The following is a 24,788-nucleotide window of genomic DNA, read 5'->3' on the forward strand; positions in this document are numbered from 1 at the left end:
ACTAACTAAATCAAAACATAACATATTTCCAATGAAGTATTTTTACACGATAGTAATTTTATTGATTTTTGGTTTGCATAATCTCGCCTTGGCCCAACAGCAAATTGCGGTTACGGGTACGGTTTACGATGGCGAATCGAAAAGGAAGGAAACTTTACCTGGCGTAAGTATTCTAAGCAGTGGCAAGGTTTTAGGCCAAACTGATGGAGATGGACGTTTTAGGGTAACGGTAGCATCAAATGCAGAAATTTCCTTTAAATATTTAAGCTACATTTCACAAACCATAAAGGTAAATAACAGAACCATAATTAATATTACCTTACAGGGCGATAATGCCACCCTTAAAGAGGTAACGGTTACGGCTGGTTACCAAACCAAAACCAGAACTTTAAGTACAGGATCTACCGTTACCATATCGGGTAAAGATATTCAGGGGCAGCCTGCAAGTGATGTAATGTCGCTTTTACAAGGTAAAGTTGCCGGCCTAAATATCCAGAACAGTACAGGGGCACCTGGTTTCAGGGGTTCTATTACTTTACGTGGTATTTCTAACATTAATATATCAGGTTCAGGAAGTTCGAGTTTTTTAACGCCAACATCACCGTTATTTGTAATAGATGGGGTTCCTGTTGATGACAATACCAATTATTCGTACGGTTTCCAGCAGGCAGGGCCTGGTGTATCACCAATCTCGCAAATTCCGCCAGAAGATATTGAAGACCTTACGGTACTAAAAGATGCAGCTGCAACAGCATTATACGGATCGAGAGGTGCTTATGGAGTAATTTTGGTTACTACTAAACGTGGTAATTCCAAAGTACCGGTGGTTCGTTATAATGGTGCCTCATTTTTTTCGATGGTGCCGCAATTGCGTAGCGTTATTGGTGGAAAGGGAGAAAGGCAGCTGCGGATCTGGCAGATTTTGCAAAACGACACTACATATAACCATGCTGTAGACCTGATAAATTCTTCACCAATTTTGTCTGACAGTTTGAATGCTTACTACAACAATTCTACCGACTGGCAATCTTATTTTTACCGCAATACCTTTAACCAAACACACAATGTGAGCATTTCTGGTGGTGATGTAGCTTTTAACTATAAGGTTGGTGTGGGTGCTTATGATGAAACAGGGATTCAGGAAAATACAGGCTATTCCAGGTATAACCTGAATATGAACATGCAGTATAACCCCACTCCTAAATTTAAATTGGTTGGGCAGCTGCAAAATTCCATACAAAAACAACAAACGGGTAGTGGCAATGGCTTGCTAAACAGTGGCTTGGCGACTACAGGTTCGGCATCCAGTTTATTGCCTTCGCCTTCATTATTTTCATCACAAAGTGGTGTGTTGGCTCAGCTCCAAACCGATAATGACAATAAATCGTTACAGACTTTTGCAACCATCAATGCAGAGTATGAAGTTTTTAAGAATTTCAGGATTTCTACATTTTTAAACTATACCAATAGCACAGGTACTAAAGATAATTTTTCGCCGGCGGCATTAAATGGCAACCAATCGAAATATTACACTTATAACGATCGTGCAACCAAATTATATAACCGTAACCAGTTTTCATATGTGTACAGTTTAAAAGATGCTGCCGGTGAAGATGCCCATAATTTTAACTTGTTTGCCTTTACCGAAATTAACTCGAGCTTTTTTAAGGCTGATGCCATTTTAAACGAAAGAGGGGTTAACGATCAGTTAAGAGGGCCATTAACCAATATGACCGATTACCTCACCTCGTTAGGTGGAACTATAGATTATACTGATGTGAGAAGCGTTGCTTTTGCAGGTGCGTTTTCTTATAACTACAGACAAAAATACGTACTCGACCTTAATTACCGTTTGGATGCCAATTCGGCCAATGGCGAAAATGCAAAGTACATTGCCAATCCATCAATCGCTTTAAAATGGAACTTTAACAAAGAAAAGTTTATGGAAAACATTAAATGGATTGATTATGCAGATATCCGTTTAAGTTATGGCTCAAACATTCAGCCCGTAGGCGGTATTTTTGATGGTTATGGTAAATATGTGGGTTGGAACCGCTATAACAATGCAAATTCTGTAATATTAGACCTCAACAGATTGCCAAATTTAGATTTACAGCCTACAAAAGCCACTACTTACAATGCGGGTGTTGATTTTAGCTTGTTTCAAAACCGTTTTTCTTTTGTTTTTGATACTTATTATAAGCAAAACGACAATATTTTTAAATACAAGGATATTTCGAGTACCAATTCATTTAGTAGCATTGCTTCCAATGAAATCAGTAACGTAAATTATGGTTGGGAGTTTCAAACAACTGCCCGTCCGCTAAGTCCTAACAGCCCTTTTAAATGGACAATCTCAGCAAATTTAGCCATCAACAGAGAAATTTTGGCACAATTGCCTGATGGTTTAAGAGATTACATTTATTATGATAAAGACTTACAACAGGATACTTATTACCGCCTGGGTATTAATTCGTTATCCAATTACCTGTACAATACAAAGGGGGTATATTCTACCAATTCACAGGTTCCTGTTGATCCGAATACCGGTTTGCCTTACCGCGTGGGTGGTAACGGCCGCCTGAATTATTTTAAAGCAGGAGATCCTATTTTTACCGATCTGGATGGTAATTATGTGCTTAATGGTAATGATAGGGTTATTGCAGGAAATTCACAGCCGCAAATTACCGGAGGTTTCACGTCATACCTGCAATGGAAAAACTGGAGTTTGGAGGTCAATACTTCCTTTACGCTGATCCGCGATATTATTAATAATCCATTGGGCAAACAGTTACAGACCTATACTGATTTTAATAAATTGGGCAGTTTAGTACCGTTAGAACAACTAAATTATTGGAGCACCGCTGGTGATAATGCCACTTATGCCAATCCGCTCGATTTTGTACGCGCACGTATTATCGATCCTTTTAGGTTAAATCAAACAGCATTTCAGGAAGATGGTTCCTATTTTAAGTTAAACTCGGTTAAGGTGTATTACATTTTTGATAAAAAATTCACCAGCAAGTTCGGAATGAACAGGGTAAGTATTAATGCTACAGCAGCAAATCTTGGCTTTATTACCCGCTACACAGGTCCAAACCCCGAAAATGTAACCAGTTTGGGTAGAGATGATTCAGGGGGTTACCCTTCTCCACGCCAGTTTACATTAGGTTTAAACATTGAGTTTTAAAAATTAAACAGATGAAAAATACAAAATATATAATCCTGTTTGCCGCACTGGTATTTACCACGGTTGGTTGCAAAAAGTTTTTAAATGTAACGCCCATCGAAGCACAAAGTGGTAACAATTTTTGGAAAACACGCGAAGATGTAGAAGGATTTACAAACGGCATTTATGCAAGGCTAAAAGATAAAGTAGCAGGTACACCTACTTTTTTTAATGAGAACGATCGCGCATTTTTTCCTGCTTTGGAAATAAGGGGTAATAATATTGCTGGAATTAGTTTGGGCAACGATGGTACAGCCATTTTTAATTCGCTTACCAATAACAACATGAGAGCCATAGTTAACAGCAGTGGCAGGTTTAGCGATATGATGAAGAAAATTATGAGCTGGAAAGAGTGGTATGATGTTATTGCAGCAGCAAACATTTTATACTTTGAAGTAGATAAGGTGCCTTCATCGAGCTTACCGGATGCTGATAAAAAGAGATACAAGGCCGAGGCCGTATTCTTGCGTAACCTTAGTTATATGTTTATCTGCAAGTTATTTGGTGATGCCGTTTATTATACAGAGGCTTATCACAGCACCCCATTGGGCAGAACCTCACAGGTAACCGTAATGAACAAGTGTATTGCAGATATGACTGCAGCAAAAGCCGATTTACCAACTGCTTACAACGATGCCACATCCAATGGTTTCAGGCCTACCAAGGCATCAGCAGTTGCGCTTTTAATGCATTTAAATATGTGGGCCGCCGCCTGGGATAACGGTGTGAAAACAAAATATTACGAAGCCGTAAAAACATTGGCCACCGAACTGGATACTTATAGCAATTACAAAATATTGCCTGTTACACCTGCAAATACCTTAAAAATTTTTAAAGGAAGAAGCAGTGAAAACCTGTTCAGTATTTTACAGGAGTTTAACTATGGAGAAGGCTTTTCGCTTACGGCAGGTTATTCTTATTATTTCTCCCACTTTCCGTACCAGGGCAACGTTACCAAAACATCAAGTTCGATGTATTATTCGAGTAATTATATGCGCAAGCTTTATCCTCCGGGTTCTCCTGATGCACGTATAACCACCTGGTTCGAAAATTACGATTCACAATCAGGAACTTTCCAGTTTAAAAAATTCGCAAATACCTACACAACCGGTTCGGGTACTGCAATATCGGTAACAAGTGATGATAGCGCAATTATTTTCAGGTTGCCCGATTGCTATTTATTAACAGCCGAAGCATTGGCCGAACTTGGTGATGAAAGTGGTGCCAAAGATTTTGCAAACAGGGTTACCATTGCCGCAAATGCCCCGCTCATTACTCAAAATGGCCAGGATTTAAAAGATGAAATTTACAGGGAAAGGTGCAGGGAATTGATTGGTGAAGGACAGTTTTATTTTGATCTGGTAAGAACAAAAAGAGTAATCAGCTCCGATTTTACAGGCTCGCCAATGTCGGTAGCCAACCTTAATGCTGGGGCATGGACATGGCCATTAACCATTACGGACGCCGAGCGGAGCGCAAACCCAAATTTAATTGGTAATAATTTTTGGAACTAATAGATATGATGATGAAAAATTATAAAAGAATGCTGTTTTCACTAATCTGTGTATTATCAGTTTTAACTGGCTGCAAAAAATACTATATGGAAACCGGGGTTCATGAGGCCAAGTATAACGGCAACATCATGCAATACATGGAAGAAAAGAAACCGTTTTTTGATTCTACCCTTACTGTAATCAAACTGGCTGGTTTGGCCGATGTAATTAGCAAAGAGAACATTACCTTTTTTGCGCCACCAAGTGGATCTATTTTTAAGTCGATCAGGCGCTTAAACATCGAATTAAGGGTAACTGGAAAAGATACCGTTTCACAGTTGTCGCAAATTAAACCAGAGGTATGGAAAAATATACTTTCGCAATACATTTTTAAAGGTGCCAACCGCTTAAAAGATTACCCACAGCGTGATACCTTATCATACCTCGCTTTCCCTGGTCAGGGTTACACTTCGTATAGTGGGAGGATTATGAATGTAGGGGTGATTTTTAATGATGCAGTGGTACTGAGTGATAAAGGGGAAGTGCTTTCACGAGTGGCTTATGCAGGTTACCGCCAGTTGTACCTGGCTTATATCCCCGATCTGTCTAACCCGCAGGTGTCATTGGTTAACATTCCAATTGCCACTTCCGATATACAGCCCACCAATGGTGTTTTACATGTATTAAATAAGTTTAAACATAATTTCGGCTTTAATACCAATGTTTTTATTGAGCAGGCGATATCCGCAGGCATTAATCCGCGAACACCATAGGTTTATTATTTCATCCGCAAATTGAATTAAAATGTTAACTCACATTAAATATAAAATTCAGCTGTTTTTGTTTGGAGCCATAGGCTTAACAACGGCTATTGTATCTTGCCAAAAAGAGAGGGGCCTTACTGAAGATCCCTATGCTGGCGGGAAAAAAACGCTTGATCTTACCTTCATTTCCAGAACAATTGATCCAGATGTGGTAAACCCTGGCGATGTTTTAAGCGTAAGGGTAAAAGGCCTGAGCAAATACATTAACGACTTTAAAGTATATGTAAATGAAATAGAAGCCGAAGTAATACCTGCATCTACAAATGACAGTACATTAACTTTCAAGGTGCCGATAACTGCCAGTACCGGCAGTATGTGGATTACCTCGCAAGGACAAAGTTTTTTCGGTCCGATTGTTAAAGTTGGTGGCAAAGTAAGTGTCGATCCCAATTGGAAAGTAATCAACGGCGCAACAAATAATACCAACGGTTTGGGCACCAGTGCTATATTTGATATTGAACCATTACCTGGGGGTAACTTTTTTCTGGGAGGTGGCTTTAATGATTTTGAATTAAAAGGAACCGAAAAATTACCGATTGGAGGAATAGCTCAAATTTTGGGCGACGGAGCGTATTCTACCAGCGGGGTTAGTTTTGGCAAAGGAGTTGGCGGTGCCGAAAAGTATATTTCCTCCATTACCCGCATCCCAACCGGAACGCAGGCGGGCAAATACATTATTGGCGGCAGTTTTACCAGTTTTAACTCAACGCGTACAAACCGGCAAACGTTAAATAATGTGGCCAGGTTAAATACCAATGGATCTCTTGATAGTTTAATTCTCAGAGATGTAATAAATCCAAAACCTCAAGAAACTTATAAAAACGGCGATACCGTAAGTGCCTTTAATGCAGGTGTGGATGGTGCGGTTAGAAAAACATTTGTTTTTAACGAACAAGTTTATCTGATTGGCAACTTTAACAACTACAAACGCATGTATCTGCCAAATTCAAGCTTCGATGAGAAAGTTTACGACAATACACGGATGCGCCAAATGGTAAGGGTAAATATGGATGGTTCCATGGATTCTACCTTTCATTACAACAAATCTACCCGGCAAAGTGCCATAGGGGCTAACGGAATTATTTCTGATGCAATGATACAAACGGATGGGAAACTGATCCTGGTGGGTAGTTTTAGTACCTTTAATGGGGTACAAGCCAATAGAATTGTAAGAATTAACCTTGATGGAAGTGTTGATAACAGTTTTAATACAGGCTCCGGAGCAAATAGTGATATTGTTTCCATTCGATACAATGCAACCACCAATAAAATTGTGGTGGGCGGTTCATTTACAAGTTTTAATGGTAAAGCAGCCTCAGGCGTTAACCTGCTAAATGCCGATGGCTCTAACGTAACCACTTTTAACGGACAGGCAATAACAGGTGGCATCACAAATTTTGTTGGCCAGCTAAACAACGGAAAAATAATTGTAGCAGGCACTTTTAATAAGTATGGCGATTATTTGCGCCAGGGTTTTATGGTGTTGGAGGCTAACGGACAGCTGGCTGTAGGTTATAACAATACCGGAGGTTTCCAAGGGTTTATTTACGATATGATAGAAACCAGCATCACTAACGGTACGCAGGTAATTTTTGTGGGTAATATTCTACGTTTCAATGGTACGTTGCCACACAACCTGTTGCGCCTTAATTTTTCTAATTGATCAATACAGTTTCAAATATAATAAGAGATGAAAAAAGGATTTACAATAACCGAAACCTTAAAATATTTTGGCTTAGCCCTGGTATTTGGGCTATTCTTTATGGCCGCTGGTTGTAATAAGGATTTTGAAAATACACTGCCAAAAAACTTCCGGAACGATACCCTTGGTTTAGGGGCAGGAAAAAAGGTTTTATATATCGTTTTAGATGGTGTAACAGGTGCAGCAATTAAAACACTTGCACCTACAAACCTGGTGCAGATAAATACCAAAGCTACATACACTTATGATGGCTTGGCTGATAACAAATATAATGTTATTACCAATGCATCAGCCTGGACAACAATGTTAACCGGTTACGATTATACCAAACACAATGTAACTACTGAAGATTTTTCGGGTTTAAACCTGCAAAGTACGCCAACAATATTTACCCGCATTAAAAGCGCTGTTAGCAACTCCAGGTCGGTATCAATTGCTTCAACTCCGGTTTTTAATGATAAACTGGCGGCAGATGCAACTGTAAAACAAACCGTAGCTGATGATGAGGCTGTTAAAACAGGAGTGGTTACAGAGTTAAGCACCAATAACCCATCTGTGGTGGTTGCCCAATTTCACAGTGCCGAAACTGCAGGTGCAGCAAATGGTTACACTGCAGGCACACCGGCTTATGCTGCTGCCATTAAAAATATCGATAACTACATTGGCGAAATTTTAGCTGCCTTAAAAGCGAGAAAGGGATATTCAGGAGAGAACTGGCTGGTTATTATTGCTTCTAATAAAGGTGGCGGGCCATCTGGCGGCACACCTGGATCAAATATTTTTAACGATGCTTCAAGGAATGCCTATATCGCTTTTTATAACCCAAGGTTTTTATCTACACAGATTACTCAGCCCGATCCAAGTAGCTATCCGTTTGTGGGTACTGCCCCGCGTTTTGTAGCCACTACCTCTTCAAACGTTACAGCCACACAAAGTAGTACAACACTGGGTAATTTTGGTACTGCCGGTGATTATACCTTCATGTTTAAATTTAGAGATGATTACGGACAGGCAAATTACTATCCAATGTTTTTAGCAAAAAGAGGGCCTTTCGATTCTGTTACTTCTACAGGATGGGGCTTTTTATTTGGTGCAAATTCAGCTCAGTTAGATTGGGGCGGTTCTCCGCGACCTGGATTTGGCATCGATATCCGTGATGGCCGCTGGCATACCGTAGCCTTTACAATCAGTTTATTAAATGCGGTAAGAACCCTCACCTTATATGTTGATGGTTTAACGAGATATTCGGGCTCTATAAACGGAAAAAATATCGACAATAACATTCCGCTCAGGCTAGGAGGAAATGTTGGAACAGATGGAAATACCCAAACCAATATACTGATTAGAGATGTAGCCTTATTTAATGTGGCTTTATCTGCTAGCAATGTTACCGCAATTATGCGTACACAAATTAAGCCCAGTACTCCTTTTTTTAACAACCTGCTTGGGTTTTGGCCTGGAAACGAAACAAGCGGAACTGTAATGCTTGATCAATCTGGTAAAGGCAATAATTTTACTTATAGCAGTAATGTGGCATTTGCCAATTTTGAAGAAATTTCGCCCAATATTTCGCCTGATATTTCACCTGCAGCTTATACCGCTGTTTCTAACAGTGTTGATATTCCGTTACTTATTTACAACTGGTTAAATATCTCCGTTTCAAGCCAATGGGGCTTAGCAGGCAGAATTTATAGTCCTAGTGTGGCATTACCAACTAATTAACTTTAAATATTAATAAGATGAAATTTAATCAGTTAACAAAAATATTTGGCCTGTTTTTATTGCTTGCATTTACTGCCTGTAAGAAATACGGTTATGAAGTTCCCGATGGTTATCCGGATAACTCAGAAAATGTGGCCGACGGTACCATTGATACCAATATGAAATTAATCGATAAATCGATGTATGCAAAGGCAAGGGTATTCCCAGGGCTGGTAGATCAGTCAGAACCCAGGGTAAAAGATGCTCAGCTTACTTTAGACCTTAACTTTACCGATCAAACGGCACAAAACCTAAGAATCTCTGTTGCGCCATCGCCACAATATAGCACAGGTTATTATGCTGCACCGGGTGAGTTGATTAAAATTGTGGTACCGGCAGGCGTAGATGGCTTAAGCGTGCAAATAGGCGCACACACCGATAATCTTGCAGGTAAATCGCCATTGTTGCGTGATCCTGTAATTTACAACAGAAAGCAATTGGTTTCGGGTGTCAACTACATCCGTAACCTTTATGGCGGGCATATTTACATCCTGGCTACATTTGCCTATGCCAATCCGGTTACCTTTACCATTACAGGTGCAGTGGTATCGCCAGATTTTATTTTAGGCCAAACAACTGATGCCGAATGGGTTGCTAAAGTTAAGGCCTCGCAAGTTCCCTGGTTAGAGTTAAGGGCTAAAAGGGTTATCTTCACCATTCCTCGAGATAAGGTAATCGCCACATTTAATTCTAATGAGCCGTTTACCAATCCAACAGCCGTATTTACAAAATGGAATGATGTTTTTGATCTTGATTACAATGCCTGGATGGGCTTATCAGATAATGCTGCCGATATTAGAGATAGAAGTCCACAAAGCCAATGGCGTGGTATACTGGATATTCAGCTTAGCTTAGGCTATGGCCACTCTGGTTTTCCTTTTGTGGGTTTAAACGATTCGTATTGGTTTGCCAGTTTTACAAGTTTAAATTCAATTACTACGAGTTCGGGCCAGTGGGGTACCTATCACGAATTTGGACACAACTGTCAGCAAGGAAGCATCTGGAGCTGGAGTACACTTGGCGAAACCACAAACAACCTTTTCAGTTTTAAAGTAGCCAACAGGATTGGTGCAAATTACAATATTTTGCACCCTGCGGTATCAAGCGGTTATCCTAAAGCAATTGCCTATGCCAGCACTGCCGGTACCAAAAATTTTGATACGGACGCAGCCATAAATACGGTAGACGAAGCTCCGTTTATGAAAACATTGCCTTTTGTGCAGATTTTTGAGAAATACGGTTACGGTGCAATGACATATTTATATACAGAGGCCCGCCATGCTGAACGTTTAAACACGAACGACATTACCAAGCACAATTTTGTTTACGAAAAACTATCTGATTACACTAAAACAGATTTATCGCCATTTTTCGGTGCCTGGGGTATATTGATCAGCGATGCTGTTGTGGCAAAAGTAGCTGCAAAGTATCCAACTTTAAAAACCGCATTATGGACTTATAATCCTTTAAATAAAACAGGCGGAACAGCACCAATCACCTATGCCACTACCGTTGTTTCGGTAAGTTCAAGCCAATCTGGAGATGGAACAACAGCTGCCCTGGTTGATGGTGTAGTTTCGGCTGCATCTTACTGGCATTCTAACTATGGTACAGCAACAGCTACAAATACCATAGGCTATCCTATTAATATCGTTTTAGGTACCGGTTCGCTTCTTCCGATAGCGGTTAAAGGGGTAACTTTTGCTCAACGACAAAATAATAGTGGCGGTTTTGTAAAAGATGTAGAAATATTTACCAGTAACGATAACGTAAATTTTGTAAGTGTGGGTACAACAACCTTACCGCAAACAACTGCAGTTTATAACTTTAATTTCCCAGGTGGAAACGTTAGTGCAAAGTTTATCAAGGTGGTAATTAAAAGCGGCGTAAATCCTACATATGCCAACTTATCAGAATGTAACCTTATTAAACCTTAATGGCGCTTATTATGAAAACGAACAATAAAATAAATCATATCATCTTTTGGGCTTGCGCAATAATCATATTAGGTTTTGCTGCTTGTAAAAAATATGCCAATCCGCCAGCAGTTTACGAAGAATTGAAACCACAGGTAGGTGGACAGCGCAAAGTTTTAGTAATTAGTATTGATGGTGTTACCGGTAGCGAAATTAAAGCCATTGCGCCTCCAAAGATTTCGGAATTGCAAAAAACAGGGAAATTTTCTTTTGAAGTGATAAAAAGCGGAATAGGTAATGATGTTTCCTCATGGGTAACAATGGCCACTGGCGTAAGTTATGGTAAACATTCTATTGGTACTGATAATTTTGAACGCTTACGGGATCCAAATGGAGATGATCATGCAGAAATCAAATCGTATAGGAACGTATTCGACTATATTACCCAATATAAAGCCACAAAAACGGCAATTGTAACGCCTTGGACTAATCTTCGCAATTACCTCCGCAATGCAGACTTTTCGCCTGTGGTATCTTCCGATTTAGGGGTGAAAGATAGTGCGGTTAACATTTTAAATACACAAACTAACGTTGGTGCGGTAATGATAAATTTCCGTGATGCGGAAACTGCCGGAGCCAACGGAGGATATATAGCCACTAATGATAATTATAAAAACGCGATTATAAAAACTGATGAATATGTTGGCAATATCATTACAGCCTTAAAGGCAAGGAAAAATTATGCCTCAGAAGATTGGTTGGTTATTGTTACCACTAACCATGGCGGAAGCAGCACCAACCCGCAACCTGGTTTTTTAATTGCATCAAACCAAAAATTTAAGCAGGAAGAGGTTAAAAAGAGGGGATTTAACACTCCTTTGTTTAACAGTACAGGTATAGGTGCACAGGTGTTTAACGATAACGGCTTGTACGATGCAGGCGCAACTAAAGATTTTACCGTACAGATGCAGGCCAAATTTAATACTGAGAATTATTATGTTGGCTTCCTATCCAAAAGTACTATAATCAGTGGTAGCACACAAACAGGATGGATGTGGTTTCAAACCGACTCTAAAAAATGGAACGTTTCATTTGGTGGTGCAAATAATGGCTCTGGTATTGGTAGGCAAGAGGTTAACGCCGGAGGCATAGTGTTCGATGGCGCGTGGCATACCTTAACCATGACGGTTAAATATGTTAATGCCACAACCAGAACCGTTACGCTTTATACCGATGGTACTCAAAATCAAACCATAAATATTAGCGCACATAAAAGCTTATCAACACCAGAGAAATTAACATTGGGCTATAAACAATTTTCAGGAGGAACAGGTTTAAGTTTTCAAGGGGCAGATCTTGCCTATTTTAATACAGCACTTGATGCAGCCACTGTAAAAGCAAACGTTGCCCTAAAAGATATCACCAAGCATCCCAATTATGCCAATTTGATTGGATATTGGCAAAATAATGAAGGAACTGACGCCTATTTGGGCAATAAAGCACCAGGCGGATACGATATGTCGTTATATGGCCCTTTTACCTGGAAAGCGATGGGAACAGATGCTCCTCCATCAGTAACACCAGATGCCGATGCTTCCGGGAAATCTATCGCACTAACACCTGCAACAGTAAGTGCAAACATGCTTTATTGGATGAATATTAAAATTTTGGCGGATTTTGGTATTGATGGAAACCCTTTCCTAAACCAGTTTGAAATAGAATTTTTAAAATAGTAGTTAGTTTAGTTAGTGAAACCCTTGCCGCCAATTGGTGGTAAGGGGTTTTTTCTGTTTTAGGATGATCAATATATACTCTAAATTAATTCTAGCCGATAAAACTAAATTACTTAACTTCTTAATGGTAAAATTAATACTATATATTCACTCATAACCAATAACTCAATATTCATTTCATGTATTCAAACCAACAGCTCGGTAACATCTTTAAAACTCAAACGTTTGCGCAGAAACAATTTCATCATCATAAACTAATCATCAGTAATTTGGATGAACAAACAATTATTATCACACAAAATGAATAGAAAATTAGTCGTTTTATTTACTTTTTTAGGTTTTGCAGGGCAAATCAGCGCGCAAGATTTACCATCCGAAACGCAAACTCCAGAAGTGGTTTCACTTAACCGTTTGCCCATGCGGGCATCAGCTTTTGCCTTCGAAAACCAGGAGCTCGCCGCCAAAAAAGCAAAAGAAAAATCAACATACTTTTTATCGTTAAATGGAACATGGAAGTTTAACTGGGTAAAAGATCCACGTAAACGCCCAACAGATTTTTATAAAGTAGATTTCGACGATAAAAGCTGGGATAACTTTAAGGTACCCGCAAATTGGGAACTGAATGGTTATGGAACACCAATTTATGTAAACCAACCCTATGAATTTGCGGGCAGGCAGTTAACCGGAGCTAAAATGAACCCTCCATTCGATATTCCTGTTGATAACAACCCTGTAGGCTCTTACCGTAAGAAAATTAATATTCCAGCAAATTGGGATGGCAGACAGGTGTTCATCAGTTTGGGTGCAGTTAAATCGGCATTTTACATTTGGGTAAATGGAAAAAAAGTAGGCTATAGTGAAGATAGTAAACTTGCTGCTGAATTCGATATTACCAAATATGTTAAACCGGGCGAAAATACCATCGCTTTGCAGGTTTACAGATGGAGTGATGGCAGTTATTTAGAGTGTCAGGATATGTGGCGCATTTCGGGTATCGAACGCGAAGTTTATTTGTATGCTACACCTAATTTGGATATCCGCGATTTTAAAGTGGTAGGTGGATTAGATGCAAGCTACACCAATGGTTTGCTGAATGTAGATTTATCAGTCGAAAATTATAAAATAGATCAACGCACCAACCACAGTCGCCCCGATAGTTTTTATGTGGCACTCGATTTAGTTGATGCCAAAGGAAATAACGTTTGGAAAGATGCCTCCACAAACCAAAAAGTATTGGGCAATTATAAAACAGACCTTTCTTTTAAAACACAAATTAGCAATGTTAAAAATTGGTCGGCAGAAATTCCTTATTTATATACGCTTTACATCACTTTAAAAGATAAAAACAATAAAATAATCGAGGTAATTCCACAACGAGTAGGCTTCCGTTCTGTAGAAATTAAAGGAAGCGATTTATTGGTTAATGGTAAACGTGTATTTTTAAAAGGAGTAAACAGGCACGAGCACAATGCCACTCAAGGCCATACTTTAACCCATGCCGATATGGAAAAAGATATGGAAATGATGAAAAGACTAAATGTAAATGCCGTTCGCCATTCTCACTATCCACCCGATCCTTATTGGATGGAACTTTGCGATGAATATGGTTTATATGTAATTGATGAAGCAAATATCGAATCACATGGCCGTTATTACAGTTTAGAAACCTCATTCGCCAACGATAAACAATGGCGCATTCCTCATCTGGAGCGCATTACCAGGATGTACGAAAGAGATAAAAACCACGCATCCGTAATCACGTGGTCTTTAGGCAACGAAGCAGGTAATGGAGTTAACTTTTATGAGGCCTACCAATGGCTTAAAGGGAAAGATTTTCGCCCGGTACAATATGAAAGAGCAGAGAGCGATTTCAATACCGATATGATTGTACCGCAATATCCTTCGCCAAACTATCTTCCGCGCTACTCAAAACAGGATAAAGAAACCCGTCCGTTTATTATGAGCGAGTATGCCCATATTATGGGTAACAGTTTGGGTAATTTTAAAGAATATTGGGATGCCATAGAGAACAACCCTAAGCTGCAAGGTGGTTTTGTTTGGGAATGGATCGATCAATCTATCGATACCGTTAAAAATGGCAAGCGCATTATGGCTTATGGTGGTGATTTTCCGCTGAGTGGCCCTGTTGATGAGAACTTTAGCGATAACGATTTTTGCGTAAAAGGAGTGGTTACAGCATACCGTGGCATGACGCCGATGGCAGTAGAATTGAAAAAAGTACATCAATATATCAAAACTACTTTTAATGGTACCAACCAGATCAATGTAAATAATAGCTATTTTTTTAAAGATATTAGCAATGTACAGCTTAACTGGGAACTGGTAGAAGATGGGAAAGTAATTCAAACCGGTGTAGTGAGTAACCTGAATATCGGGCCACGCCAAACTCAAATGATACAAATTCCATTTAAAACAAATTATACTGCAGGAAAAGAATATTTCTTAAACGTTCATTACCGCTTAAAAACGGCTGAACCATTTTTAGAAAAAGGTTATGAAGTTGCTTACGAGCAGATTGCTTTGGCAGGAGCACCAAAAGCCAATGTTTACAGCAGCAACAAAAAAGCTTTAAAGGTTGAGCAAACAGCAGAAAAAGCCGTAGTAAAAGGAAGCGATTTTACAATCACTTTCGATTTAGTTAAAGGTACATTACTTAGTTATATCTCCAAAGGACAAGAATTGCTGGCCTCAGGACCACAACCTGGCTTTTACCGTGCACCAACCGATAATGACATCGGTGCGGGTTTAAATACAAAATTACGGATGTGGCGCAATGTGTATCAGGATAATGATGCTGGCCATATCAAAGCTACTGTAAATTCAACTGCTGATGGTTTTACATTAACCATAACATCATCTTTGCTTAAAGGAGATGCCGAAACTACACAGAAATTTGAAGTTTTTGCTGATGGTACCATCAAAATTGATAACCAATTTAAAGCCATAACAGGCAATTATAAAAGTTTAATGCGTATTGGTAACGATTTGCAATTGAAAAATGATTACAGCAATATTCAATGGTATGGTAGGGGGCCAGGCGAAAATTATATTGATAGAAAAACGGCTTCTTTAATTGGCAATTATAAATCAACAGTTGCAGATCAGTATTATGCATATGCCCGTCCGCAAGAAAGTGGCAATAAAACCGATGTGCGCTGGGTTGCTTTTACCAATAAAGCAGGTAAAGGTTTACGGTTCGAATTTGCCGATCAGTTGTTGAGTTTTAATGCCTTACCATATTCTGTAGAGGATTTAGATCCGGAGGCGGAGAAAAAACAATATCACTCTGGCGAATTGGTAAAACGCAACCAGATCTATGTACACATGGATATGCAGCAATTGGGTGTACAGGGGATTGATAGCTGGGGTTCTATGCCTTTAATTCAATACCAGATTCCTTTTAAAGATTACCAGTACAGCTATTATATCAAGCCAATTAAGTAAAATACCTAGTTCGTCATTCCCAACTCGATTAAGAATCTTAATGCTAAAGCTAGGTTACATGTTGCACTAAGATACATGCCTGGGCGGGAATGACGACTATTCTCCTAAGAATTGAAGAACTATTCATCAAAGAAAATATGAAATTTATCAAAATCTGTTTCACCTTAATTTTATTTGTGCAGATCAGCTTTGCACAAGAAAAAAAATTAGCCGCAACACCACCAATGGGCTGGATGAGCTGGAACATCATGTCTGAAAATCCGAACGAAAAAGACATTAAGGAAATGGCAGATGCAATGGTAAACAGCGGAATGGTGAAAGCTGGGTATCAATATATTTTTTTAGATGACTGTTGGCAGGGCGGACGGGATAACAAAAACAACATCATCGCCGATCCGAAGAAATTTCCTTCAGGCATTAAAACCCTGGCCGATTACCTGCATAGCATCGGGATGAAATTAGGCATCTATTCAGACGCAGCTCCATTAACCTGCGGCGGGTATACGGCAAGTTTAAACTTTGAAGATCAGGATGCCAAAACATTTGCTTCGTGGGGAATTGATTATTTAAAATATGATTATTGCAATGCACCGGAAGATGTTGAAACTGCGAAAAAACGTTATGGTACAATTGCCCAGGCCCTACGCAAATCGGGTAGAGATATTGTATTGGGAATTTGCGAGTGGGGCCCACGCGAACCCTGGAACTGGGGTGCGCAGGCAGGTGGCCAAAGCTGGCGTACTACTTATGATATCAGGGATAAATGGCTTGATGTGGAAGGCCAAGGGGGTGTTGGTATTTACAATGTGGTAGATAAAATGGCCGGATTGGCTAGCTTTTCAGGCCCGGGAAAATGGAATGATGGCGATATGTTGGTGGCTGGTTTACACGGTACAAAAGGTCCGTCTTCTGCGTTTAAAGGCATTGGTTGTAGCCAGGCCGAATATCAAAGTCAGATGAGTTTATACAGTATGCTCAATTCGCCATTGTATGCAAGTTGCGATATCCGTAAAATGGATAATGAAGCCAAAACCATTTTTACAAACGAAGAAATAATTGCATTAAATCAGGATATTTTAGGTAAACAGGCCGAAAGAAAAATCAAAACAGATACCTGGGATGTATTTGTACGCCCACTAGCCAATGGAGATTTCGCTATAGCAGTTTTAAATAAATCGGCATCTGCCCAAAATGCAAAAATAAACTTCACCGATTTAGGCCTATCTGGCCATTACCAGATCAGGGATTTATGGCAACATAAAATAATCGGCAAAAATAAAATGTGGAGTGGCGAAGTAAAAACACACGAAACCAAAGTTTTTCGGTTAAAAAAGGTCTAATAATTAAACAACTCCGGCGATTGAACCTGGAGTTACACATAATTGGTAATTTAATAATGAATGAGAGTAGTTCATAAGTGTTTAAGGCTGTAGCGTTTGTGTTTTAATACCCGTTTTAGGGTAAATTAAAATTACGATGAAACGGCCGCTGGTTATTTTAACTTCTATTGCTTTGATTATGGTTTTGGCATGTAAAAAGCATGATGAAACCTTGCAGAATGCCACTCAGCTTGGATTGGATAATCTTTACAACGATATTCAAAAAATGGCCAATCAGTATAGCTGCCAAAATGCGGGCGAATGGAAATTTATAGCGATTGGATCAAAACCATGCGGCGGTGCTTCAGGTTATATTGCTTATTCTGTAAAAATAGATGAAAGCAGTTTCCTCAAAAAAGTTGAACAGTTTACCCAATTACAAGCCGAGTACAATAAAAAAAATGGTATGTATTCAGATTGCTCATTGGTAATACAGCCCAAAGGCGTAATTTGCGAAAACGGAAAACCGAAGTTCACCTATTAGTTTTACCTCAAATTTTTGTTAGATTCGTCATTTTAAACAAATAAAATAGGTTTGTAAGACACCTATTATTCAACGCTATTTAAGGTGTTCTTTTATAAAAACCTGAGGGTTGTAAAATCGCTCGTTTAGTTGTTTGTTATTGAAAGTTAAACAACTCGCACAACCATAATCATCAAACTTTTTTCTAATTTCCAGATGAAGATGGTGATAATCACCACCGTATTTTTTACTTTCCTGAGGCGTAAATAACCGGGCCAGTTTCGTGCTTTGATCTACATTTTGTCCGTTACTTACATAAACTTCTTTTAGGTGTTTGTAAGTGGTAAATACGATTAATCCGTTCGGTAATTTATGCTTTACCACAACAGTACGCTGGTTTTCACCCAAATGCACAGAGCAAACAATTCCGTTTGCCATCGCATAAACAGTAATTAGCTTTGTTTTAGGTTGAGCTGGATTGATATCAATAGCCGTGTGGATATGCCCTTTTACATAACTATCTCTATGGTCGCCAAAAATACTGATGATCTTAATATTGCTTACTTTTTTACGGTTCGATACATCGAAAGGCAGAAACCAATTATTGGCTGTTTTTGCAGGAGCTGTATCAGTATAATAAGGTTTCCAGCGGTCACGGTCTTTCTCGATAGTTGGTGTTTCAAATAAAAAAGTAGATAAAAGAATAAATAATAGTGCTTTCATTTTAAGGCTTATTGTAAAGCAAGATAATAATTTAATTGTTATAAACTATTTGTGTAGTTATTTGAGTTTATTCACAGTTATAGGAAGAATCACTTAAAATATAAACTTAAAAAAGCAGATTGAACAGGTCGATATTGATAGTTATTTGGCTTTGTTGCATCCCTAGAATGACGGTTTATTATTTCCGTTTCAATTCAATAACCGTAATCTCAGGCCATATCCCAATCCGGCCAGAAAAGCCCAGAAAACCAAATCCACGGTTTACATTTAAATATCGGCCATTTTCAGTTTTAATGCCCGCCCAATGTTTATAGCGGTATTTTACAGGGCTCCATTTAATGCCAAACGCTTCGATGCCAAACTGCATACCGTGGGTATGCCCGGCTAGTGACAGCTGAATTTTTGAAGGATAATTTTTTACCTGCGCATCCCAATGAGAAGGATCATGCGACAAAAGAATTTTAAAATCGTTTACCTCAGTATGCTGTAACGCTTTTTTTAAATCGCCACGCTCTCCAAAACCAATTCCCCAGTTTTCTATTCCTGCAAGTATTATTATTTCTCCTTTTTTGTGCAATTCTATATGTTCATCCAACAAAAGCTTAAAGCCCAGTTCTTTATGATAAGCTTTTAACTGGTTCAAATTCTGTATTTTATCTGCTTCCGACGGCCATTTAATATAGTCGCCATAATCGTGGTTGCCTAACACAGAAAATTGTCCGAACGGGGCTTTAATTTGTGAGAAGTGCCCGATGTAGGGTACAATTTCTGATGATGCGTTATTAACCAAATCTCCGGTGAACACAAAAAGATCGCTTTTTTGTGCATTAATCATATCGATACCTTTTTGCACAGCTTTAGGGTTGGTAAAACTCCCGGCATGTACATCAGAAATCTGCGTTAAGGTAAAACCATCAAAACTTGCAGGCAAATCATCAAAATATAAAGTATGTTTAATTACGCGGTAAGCATATTTGCCCTGCGTAATGCCATAAGCAAATAGGGCAATCGTTAAACAGAACATTATAAACGCGAAATCGACCCAATAGTTGCTGCGGCCTAATATATGAAAACCACCCGGTTGGAAATTGGTTGATAAACCCACCAACAACCGGTAAATATCGCCAAGCAGGAGAAAAAGGGCAAATACAAATTCAGCAGAGAAAATGATTAAAAAAGCATGACTAACGATCTGAAAAAAGCGGTTGATTCCCTGAATACGCATTTGTTGAATGGCATAAAACAGCGCAAAAGTTAATCCTACTATAAATACCCAAAAAATAGGGCTTAACCAGGTAGATTGATTAATGGTGCCCAAGCCTGATAAAACATAAGCATTTAAGGCAAAAAATATGATTGCAACTATCAGGAGCGGCAATAGATTGAGTTTTCTTTTCATTATTAGAAATCTGTAAATCAGAATAGGTGGTAAAAATAGATTTTAAACGCTGATAAAAGTTGTTCTGTTTTTTGTGGCAGTTATTTTTACGCAGGATTGATTAATGTTTATACTTCATCGCTACGTTTTGCTAAACTTGTTTCAGCATCCGTTATTGCAGAATCTTGAACTTTCATGACAGGCAGGAGAACATTTAACCAATTTGTGGTACACTTAACTTCCTGTTGCATATTTTATAATTTACTTTCTTTTATTAGCTTTGTGCGAATATGCTGTCCAAAAAAACAAAGTATGCCATTAAAGCGCTTGTTGCGCTTGGCAAAAATTTAGATAAACCACCTATGCAAATTTCGAAAATTGCAGAGGAGGAGCATATCCCGAAAAAATTTTTAGAACAAATTCTTCTCGATCTGCGTAACGCTGGCTTTTTATACAGTAAAAAAGGTGCAGGTGGCGGTTACAGCCTCAACAAAAAACCAGAAGAAATATTATTGGTACACGTAATGCGTGTAACCGACGGACCAATTGCGATGGTTCCTTGCGCAAGTTTAAATTTTTATCACAAATGTGATGAATGTGTAGACGAGAAAACCTGCGGTATAAGAAGTGCCTTTATTGATGTGAGAGATGCTACGCTTAAGGTTTTAACCGAAACGAGTATAGCAGATGTAATTGGCCGCGAGGATAATTTGAAAATCGGAATCATTAATTTATAATATTTCCCAATCCGTCACCCTGAATTTATTTCAGGGCCTATGTAATTACTTATTACATTGATATTAATCTGGAAATCAGGTTTCTGCACGTTTCGGTTGCGGTAGTCCTGCTAACGCTGCAAGTCCTTACTCGTACCTCGTTGCGGGCTTTTCGCTTATATTAGGTTTATTTAACATTAAACAGTAATCCTTCGGTTCCTAATTAAGCGGTATAAAGGTTGCGTTGAGTCTGCGTTAGGGATTGTAAGGGTTCAGTGCCGATTCTTCATCGGTACCGGAGCGCAGCGCAGCCCTGCAAAGCCCGCCCCCTTTACCGATTTTTCATCGGAATGGGGAACGCCCAAATCAGTTCAGCAGTTGGCAGTTTTCAGTTGACAGTTTTCAGTTGAGAGTTTTTAGTTGGCAGTTACCAGTTGGCAGTTTTTAGTTGGAAGTTGACAGCTTTTAGTTAATCAAACCAACCATACAAATAGATCCTGAAACAAGTTCAGGATGACGCAAAGAGGAAAAAAAACGATGGTTTTACAAAGGGGTATAAATTTTTCATATTTACTTTCTTACCTAAATCCGTCCTGCTGAACTTGTTTCAGGGCCTTTGTAATTACTTATTACATTGATTTTAATCCGGAAATCAGGTTTCTGTACGTTTCGGTTGCGGTAGTCCTGCTAACGCTGCAAGTCCCTACTCGTACCTCGTTGCGGGCTTTCTGCTTATATCAGGTTTATTTAACATTAAACAGTAATCTTTCGGTTCCTAATTAAGCGGTATAAAGGTTGCGTTGAGTCTGCGTTAGGGATTGTAAGGGTTCAGTGCCGATTTTTCATCGGTACCGGAGCGCAGCGCAGCCCTGCAAAGCCCGCCCCCTTTACCGATTTTTCATCGGGATGGGGAACGCCCAAATCAGTTCAGGAGTTTTCAGTTACCAGTTTTTAGTTGGCAATTTTCTGTTTGGCAGCCTTTAGTTAATCAAACCAACCATACAAATAGATCCTGAAACAAGTTCAGGATGACGCAAAGAGGAAAAAAAACGATGATTTTAAAAAGAAGTATAAATTTTTCATATTTACTTTCTTACCTAAATCCGTCACCCTGAATTTATTTAAGGGCCTTTGTAAATACTTATTACATTGATTTTAATCTGGAAATCAGGTTTCTGCACATTTCGGTTGCGGTAGTCCTGCTAACGCTGCAAGTCCACACTCGTACCTCGTTGCGGGCTTTCCGTTTATATCAGGTTTATTTAACATTAAACAGTAATCTTTCGGTTCTTAATTAAGCGGTATAAAGGTTACGTTGAGTCTGCGTTAGGGATTGTAAGGGTTCAGTGCCGATTCTTCATCGGTACCGGAGCGCAGCGCAGCCCTGGTAAGCGCGCCCCCTTTACCGATTTTTCATCGGGATGGGGAACGCCCAAATCAGTTTTCAGTTGACAGTTTTCAAATATCAGTTTTCAGTTGGCAGTTTTCAGCCTTTAGTTAATCAAACCAACCATACAAATAGATCCTGAAACAAGTTCAGGATGACGCAAAGAGGAAAAAAATAGATCCCGAAACAAGTTCAGGATGACGCAAAGCGGAAAAACAATTTTAATTTAACAGGATATCGTAAACTTTTTCATAATAAATTACGACTATTCCTATATACTTTATATATTTGGCGTATGAACTTCAATTTTATACCTAACAAATTAATCGCTATGCAAATGATGTGCTGTTGCAAAACGCAATAACAGGAGCCTATAGATAATTTTATGTATAAAATATTGAATGCTTCTCGGTAACAGGGAAGCATTTTTTGAATAAAGCTAACAACACATATGCAAAGTTTCAGAACAGAACTCGAAAATCCGATCGTCGAGCAGGACATCATCGATTTAGAGAATAAGATTAAAGCTTTTAGAGATGGAACCATCCACGACGAAAAGTTTAGAAGCCTCCGTTTGGCCCGTGGTGTTTACGGACAAAGACAGCCAGGCGTGCAAATGGTACGGATTAAATTGCCTTTTGGTAAAGTAACGTTTAAACAATTGTTGCGTATTGCCGATATTGCCGATGAGTATGGAAGTGGAAATTTACACTTAACTACCCGTCAGGATATCCAGATCCATTATGTGAGTTTAGACCGTACTCCAGAGCTTTGGGCTAAATTGGAGCAGGATGATATTACACTTCGTGAGGCTTGTGGAAATACGGTACGTAATGTAACGGCTTCTCCAAATTCTGGAATTGATGCCGAAGAACCATTTGATGTTTCGCCTTACGCCCAAGCGGTATTTGCTTACTTTTTGCGGAACCCGATTTGCCAGGAAATGGGTAGAAAGATTAAAATCTCCTTTTCTTCGAGCGATAGGGATACAGCTTTTAGCTACATGCATGATTTAGGTTTTATTCCGAAAATTAATGAAAACGGCGAACGTGGCTTTAAAGTATTATTTGCAGGTGGTTTAGGAGCACAGCCATTTTTGGCCAATGCAGTGCACGAGTTTTTGCCTGAAGATCAATTAATTCCGTTTACAGAATCTGTTCTTCGCGTGTTCGACCGTTATGGCGAACGTACCAACCGCAACAAAGCCCGCTTAAAATATTTAGTGCAAAAGTTAGGTTTAGAAGAGGTTTTACGTTTGGTTGCAGAAGAGCGAATTGCCAATAAAGTAAAAACTTTTAAAATAGATATTAATACTGTTCCTCAACCGCTTTTGCCATTAGAACAGGAATATCCTGCAGTAGAAATATTAAACGAAGCGCATTATAAACACTGGTTGGCCACCAACGTAATTGAGCAAAAACAAGCCGGATTTTATGGCGTTTATGTGAAAGTGCAGGTAGGCGATATTAAAACAGATAAAGCAAGGGCGTTTGTTGATGCCATTAGGCTATATGTTGCTGATGAAATCAGAATTACACAAAACCAGGGATTGCTGTTGAAATTTGTGCGTAAAGATGCATTGCCTTCATTATATGCAGCTTTAAATAAAATTGGTTTCACAACTGCTGGTTTTGATAGTTTAGCCGATATTACCACCTGTCCTGGTACTGATACCTGTAATTTGGGTATTTCCAACTCAATGACTTTAGCCGAAGTTTTGGAAGAAGTAATTTATACCGATTTCCCTGAATTTATCTACGAGAAAAACATCAAAATTAAAATCAGCGGATGTATGAATTCTTGCGGCCAGCATGGTTTGGCCGAAATTGGTTTCCATGGCAGCTCGGTAAAGGCTGAAGGAAAAGTTGTTCCGGCAGTACAGGTAATGTTGGGCGGTGGAACCGTTGGAAACGGTGTGGGCAGGGTGGCCGAACGCGTAATTAAAGTGCCTTCTAAAAGGGCTACAAGTGTTTTGCATTTCATTTTAAATGATTTTAAAGCCAATAACCTGGAAAATGAAAACTTCCACCAATATTATGATAGAAAAGGAAAAGATCATTTCTATCAGTTATTAAAACCACTGGCCGATTTAACAAACCTCCAAACTGAAGAATTTGTAGATTGGGGCCATGTAGAGCAGTTTGTTACCGCAATTGGTGTTGGCGAATGTGCTGGTGTAGTAATCGATTTGGTTGCAACATTACTATTGGAAGCCGATGAAAAATTTGGATGGGCAAAGCAAAACCTTGATAAAGGTGCTTATGCTGATGCCATTTACCATACATACAGCACTTTTGTAAGTGCAGCAAAATCTTTACTGTTAGATAAAGGGGTAAACAGCAGCACCCAGGTAGGAGTGATCCGTGAGTTTGATAACCATTATGTAGAAACTGGCGAATTTAATTTACCAACCAATTTTTCTGACCTGGTTTTACAGATTAACAAAAATGAACCTACTGCCGAATTTGCACAGAAATATTTCGAAGAAGCAAATCAGTTTTTAAATCAAATTAAAGAAAAAAGAGCTGCATTAGCAAAATGAGATTTGAGACTATAAAATGAGATTTGAGCACTGCAAACGCTAAATGCTATGCGCCAAACAAATCTTTATCCAGTCAT

General features: G+C 39.0%; 14 protein-coding genes. 12 read left to right on the forward strand and 2 right to left on the reverse strand.

Annotated elements, in window-relative coordinates; genetic code table 11:
- Positions 1 to 31: 31 nt before the first annotated feature.
- The 10 genes from ACZZZW_RS11635 to ACZZZW_RS11680 all read left to right on the forward strand — a co-directional run bounded on the left by ACZZZW_RS11635 (position 32) and on the right by ACZZZW_RS11680 (position 17,986).
- Positions 32 to 3,190, forward strand: a complete 3,159-nt coding sequence (locus ACZZZW_RS11635; RefSeq protein WP_463493571.1) for a SusC/RagA family TonB-linked outer membrane protein — start codon at positions 32 to 34, stop codon at positions 3,188 to 3,190.
- An 11-nt stretch (positions 3,191 to 3,201) separates the two neighbouring features.
- Positions 3,202 to 4,743 carry a RagB/SusD family nutrient uptake outer membrane protein gene (locus ACZZZW_RS11640; RefSeq protein ID WP_463493573.1) on the forward strand — a complete coding sequence of 514 codons (1,542 nt, stop codon included), beginning with the start codon at positions 3,202 to 3,204 and terminating at the stop codon, positions 4,741 to 4,743.
- Positions 4,744 to 4,829: 86 nt separating this feature from the next.
- Positions 4,830 to 5,495 carry a fasciclin domain-containing protein gene (locus tag ACZZZW_RS11645; protein ID WP_162235781.1) on the forward strand — a complete coding sequence of 222 codons (666 nt, stop codon included), beginning with the start codon at positions 4,830 to 4,832 and terminating at the stop codon, positions 5,493 to 5,495.
- Positions 5,496 to 5,526: 31 nt separating this feature from the next.
- Entirely contained in the window at positions 5,527 to 7,209 is a 1,683-nt protein-coding gene (locus ACZZZW_RS11650) for a DUF5008 domain-containing protein (RefSeq protein ID WP_463493575.1), read from the forward strand.
- Between the two features lie 27 nt (positions 7,210 to 7,236).
- Positions 7,237 to 8,970 (forward strand): hypothetical protein, encoded by a 1,734-nt coding sequence (locus ACZZZW_RS11655; protein WP_463493577.1) that lies wholly within the window; start codon positions 7,237 to 7,239, stop codon positions 8,968 to 8,970.
- Between the two features lie 17 nt (positions 8,971 to 8,987).
- Positions 8,988 to 10,946 carry a M60 family metallopeptidase gene (locus tag ACZZZW_RS11660; RefSeq protein WP_463493579.1) on the forward strand — a complete coding sequence of 653 codons (1,959 nt, stop codon included), beginning with the start codon at positions 8,988 to 8,990 and terminating at the stop codon, positions 10,944 to 10,946.
- An 11-nt stretch (positions 10,947 to 10,957) separates the two neighbouring features.
- Positions 10,958 to 12,658, forward strand: coding sequence for an alkaline phosphatase family protein (locus ACZZZW_RS11665; protein WP_463493581.1), 1,701 nt, complete (start codon positions 10,958 to 10,960; stop codon positions 12,656 to 12,658).
- A 300-nt stretch (positions 12,659 to 12,958) separates the two neighbouring features.
- Positions 12,959 to 16,123, forward strand: a complete 3,165-nt coding sequence (lacZ, locus tag ACZZZW_RS11670) for a beta-galactosidase, LacZ type (protein WP_463493583.1) — start codon at positions 12,959 to 12,961, stop codon at positions 16,121 to 16,123.
- Positions 16,124 to 16,260: 137 nt separating this feature from the next.
- Entirely contained in the window at positions 16,261 to 17,463 is a 1,203-nt protein-coding gene (locus ACZZZW_RS11675) for a glycoside hydrolase family 27 protein (RefSeq protein WP_463493585.1), read from the forward strand.
- Between the two features lie 136 nt (positions 17,464 to 17,599).
- Complete coding sequence (locus ACZZZW_RS11680) at positions 17,600 to 17,986, forward strand: hypothetical protein (protein WP_463493587.1); 387 nt, start codon at positions 17,600 to 17,602, stop codon at positions 17,984 to 17,986.
- A gap of 75 nt (positions 17,987 to 18,061) precedes the next feature.
- Here the strand turns inward: ACZZZW_RS11680 and ACZZZW_RS11685 are convergent, their stop codons facing one another.
- A complete protein-coding gene (locus ACZZZW_RS11685) occupies positions 18,062 to 18,688 on the reverse strand; it encodes a M23 family metallopeptidase (RefSeq protein ID WP_463493589.1) in 627 nt (208 codons plus the stop codon).
- A gap of 178 nt (positions 18,689 to 18,866) precedes the next feature.
- Positions 18,867 to 20,087: a metallophosphoesterase gene (locus ACZZZW_RS11690; RefSeq protein WP_463493591.1), complete on the reverse strand. Its 1,221-nt coding sequence runs from the start codon at positions 20,085 to 20,087 to the stop codon at positions 18,867 to 18,869.
- Positions 20,088 to 20,356: 269 nt separating this feature from the next.
- Between ACZZZW_RS11690 and ACZZZW_RS11695 the strand changes: the two genes are divergently transcribed.
- On the forward strand, positions 20,357 to 20,803 hold the full coding sequence (locus tag ACZZZW_RS11695) for an RrF2 family transcriptional regulator (RefSeq protein WP_055903643.1): 447 nt from the start codon (positions 20,357 to 20,359) through the stop codon (positions 20,801 to 20,803).
- A gap of 1,817 nt (positions 20,804 to 22,620) precedes the next feature.
- Positions 22,621 to 24,711 (forward strand): nitrite reductase, encoded by a 2,091-nt coding sequence (locus ACZZZW_RS11700; RefSeq protein WP_463493593.1) that lies wholly within the window; start codon positions 22,621 to 22,623, stop codon positions 24,709 to 24,711.
- Positions 24,712 to 24,788 lie beyond the last annotated feature (77 nt).

The sequence above is a fragment of the Pedobacter sp. AC379 genome (genome assembly GCF_979258145.1).

Bases quoted from the DNA above. Each gene is read 5' to 3' on its own strand.
- ACZZZW_RS11635 (WP_463493571.1), top strand. From the start codon at position 32: ATGAAGTATTTTTACACGATAGTAATTTTATTGATTTTTGGTTTGCAT.
- ACZZZW_RS11640 (WP_463493573.1), top strand. From the start codon at position 3,202: ATGAAAAATACAAAATATATAATCCTGTTTGCCGCACTGGTATTTACC.
- ACZZZW_RS11645 (WP_162235781.1), top strand. From the start codon at position 4,830: ATGGAAACCGGGGTTCATGAGGCCAAGTATAACGGCAACATCATGCAA.
- ACZZZW_RS11650 (WP_463493575.1), top strand. From the start codon at position 5,527: ATGTTAACTCACATTAAATATAAAATTCAGCTGTTTTTGTTTGGAGCC.
- ACZZZW_RS11655 (WP_463493577.1), top strand. From the start codon at position 7,237: ATGAAAAAAGGATTTACAATAACCGAAACCTTAAAATATTTTGGCTTA.
- ACZZZW_RS11660 (WP_463493579.1), top strand. From the start codon at position 8,988: ATGAAATTTAATCAGTTAACAAAAATATTTGGCCTGTTTTTATTGCTT.
- ACZZZW_RS11665 (WP_463493581.1), top strand. From the start codon at position 10,958: ATGAAAACGAACAATAAAATAAATCATATCATCTTTTGGGCTTGCGCA.
- lacZ (WP_463493583.1), top strand. From the start codon at position 12,959: ATGAATAGAAAATTAGTCGTTTTATTTACTTTTTTAGGTTTTGCAGGG.
- ACZZZW_RS11675 (WP_463493585.1), top strand. From the start codon at position 16,261: ATGAAATTTATCAAAATCTGTTTCACCTTAATTTTATTTGTGCAGATC.
- ACZZZW_RS11680 (WP_463493587.1), top strand. From the start codon at position 17,600: ATGAAACGGCCGCTGGTTATTTTAACTTCTATTGCTTTGATTATGGTT.
- ACZZZW_RS11685 (WP_463493589.1), bottom strand. From the start codon at position 18,688: ATGAAAGCACTATTATTTATTCTTTTATCTACTTTTTTATTTGAAACA.
- ACZZZW_RS11690 (WP_463493591.1), bottom strand. From the start codon at position 20,087: ATGAAAAGAAAACTCAATCTATTGCCGCTCCTGATAGTTGCAATCATA.
- ACZZZW_RS11695 (WP_055903643.1), top strand. From the start codon at position 20,357: ATGCTGTCCAAAAAAACAAAGTATGCCATTAAAGCGCTTGTTGCGCTT.
- ACZZZW_RS11700 (WP_463493593.1), top strand. From the start codon at position 22,621: ATGCAAAGTTTCAGAACAGAACTCGAAAATCCGATCGTCGAGCAGGAC.